The organism is Actinocrinis puniceicyclus (genome assembly GCF_018283645.1).
Lineage (GTDB): Bacteria > Actinomycetota > Actinomycetes > Streptomycetales > Catenulisporaceae > Actinocrinis > Actinocrinis puniceicyclus.
Genome location: NZ_JAGSXH010000271.1, coordinates 1 through 2,256, shown reverse-complemented (window position 1 = coordinate 2,256; position 2,256 = coordinate 1). Strand labels below are relative to the sequence as shown.

Below are 2,256 nucleotides of genomic sequence, written 5' to 3'. Positions count from 1 at the left end.
CGTGAAGACGCGAGGAGACGACAAGTGGCTGACGCCGGGAATGTGTTCGACCTAGTGATCCTCGGCGGCGGGTCCGGCGGTTACGCCTGCGCCTTCCGCGCCGCCGACCTGGGCCTGAGGGTGGCCCTGATCGAGAAGGCCGAGGTGGGCGGCACCTGCCTGCACCGCGGATGCATCCCCACCAAGGCGCTCCTGCACGCGGCCGAGGTCGCCGACCTGGCCCGCGAGGGCGCGTCCTTCGGTGTGCAGAGCCAGCTCAACGGCATCGACATGACCGGGGTCAACAGCTACAAGGACGGTGTGGTCGGCCAGCTGTACAAGGGCCTGCAGGGCATCGTGAAGGCGCGCAAGATCACCTTCATCGCCGGCGAGGGCGTGCTCAGCGCCCCCGACCAGGTGACCGTGAACGGCGAGACCTACACCGGCCGCAACGTCGTGCTCGCCACCGGCTCGGTGCCCAAGTCGCTGCCGGGCCTCGACCTCGACGGCGAGCGGATCATCAGCAGCGACCACGCGCTCAAGCTGGACCGGGTGCCGGCCTCCGTGATCGTGCTCGGCGGCGGCGTGATCGGCTGCGAGTTCGCCTCGGTGTGGAAGTCCTTCGGCGCCGAGGTGACCATCATCGAGGCGCTGGCGCACCTGGTGCCGCTGGAGGACGAGAACAACTCGAAGCTGCTTGAGCGCGCGTTCCGCCGCCGCGGCATCAAGTTCGAGCTGGGCAACCGGTTCTCCGGGGTGGAGACGGTGACACTTCCTTCCGGGGACTCCGGCGTGCGGGTCTCGACGGAGAACGGAAAGACCTTCGAGGCCGAGCTGCTTCTGGTCGCGGTCGGCCGCGGCCCGGTGTCCGCGAACCTGGGCTACGAGCAGGCCGGCGTGGTCATGGATCGCGGCTACGTCAAGGTCAACGAGTACTGCCAGACCTCGGTCCCGGGCGTGTACGCGGTCGGCGACCTGATCCCCACCCTCCAGCTCGCCCACGTCGGCTTCGGCGAGGGCATCCTCGTCGCCGAGCACATCGCCGGTCTCAACCCGCGCCCGATCGACTACGACGGCGTGCCCCGGGTGACGTACTCGAACCCGGAGGTCGCCTCCTGCGGTGTGTCCGAGGCGATCGCCAAGGAGCGGTACGGCGCGGACCACGTCAAGACGTTCAACTACAACCTCGCGGGCAACGGCAAGAGCAAGATCCTCAAGACCCAGGGTGAGGTCAAGCTCGTGCAGATCACCGGCGTGCCGGGCGAGGACGACCGCGTGGTCGGCATCCACATCGTCGCGGACCGGGCCGGCGAGCTGGTGGCCGAGGCGCAGCTGATCTACAACTGGGACGCCACGCCGGGCGACGTCGCGCAGTTCGTGCACGCGCACCCGACGCAGGGCGAGGCGCTGGGCGAGGCGCACATGGCCCTGGCCGGCAAGCCGCTGCACGTGCACGACTGATCCCCCTTCCGCAGACTCAAAACGCAGGCAGTCAGGTAGGAGAGAACACCCATGCCGACATCAGTAACGATGCCCGCGCTCGGCGAATCGGTCACCGAGGGCACCGTCACTCGGTGGCTGAAGAAGGAAGGGGAGAGGGTCGAGGTCGACGAGCCGCTGCTGGAAGTCTCCACCGACAAGGTCGACACCGAGATCCCCTCCCCCGCCGCCGGGGTCGTGCTCTCGATCAAGGTCGGCGAAGACGAGACCGTGGAGGTCGGCGCGGAGCTGGCGGTGATCGGCGGACCGGGCGAGGCCCCGGCTCCCGCCGCCGCGCCGCAGGCCGCCGCGGCACCGGCGCCCGCTCCGGCTCCGCAAGCCGCGCCCGCACCGCAACCCGCTCCGGTCGCCCCTGCGCCTGCGCCTGCGCCTGCGCCTGCGCCTACAGCACAGTCCGGCCAGGTCAGCGGCACTCCGGTGGTGCTCCCGGCGCTCGGCGAGTCGGTGACCGAGGGAACCGTGACCCGCTGGCTCAAGGCAGTCGGCGACTCGGTGGAGGCGGACGAGCCGCTGCTGGAAGTCTCCACCGACAAGGTCGACACCGAGATCCCCTCCCCCGCCGCCGGCGTCGTCGTGTCGATCAACGTCGGCGAGGACGAGACAGTCGAGGTGGGCACCACGCTCGCGGTGATCGGCGCCCCGGGCTCAGCGCCTGCCCCGGCACCCGCACCGGCACCGGCTCCCGCCGCCGCTGCTCCCGCACCGGCACCGGCACCGGCACCGGCACCTCAGGCCGCCCCGGTCGCGATCGTGCCGACACCGCCCCAAGCCCAGGCC

2 protein-coding genes are annotated in these 2,256 nt (G+C 70.8%); both read left to right on the top strand.

The window, feature by feature from the left end:
• Positions 1-24: 24 nt before the first annotated feature.
• Positions 25-1,440, top strand: a complete 1,416-nt coding sequence (gene lpdA, locus KGA66_RS28655; protein WP_312887116.1) for a dihydrolipoyl dehydrogenase — start codon at positions 25-27, stop codon at positions 1,438-1,440.
• Positions 1,441-1,491: 51 nt separating this feature from the next.
• Positions 1,492-2,256, top strand: a 765-nt coding sequence (locus KGA66_RS28650) for a biotin/lipoyl-containing protein (RefSeq protein ID WP_312887115.1), incomplete at its 3' end; no start/stop codon positions are given.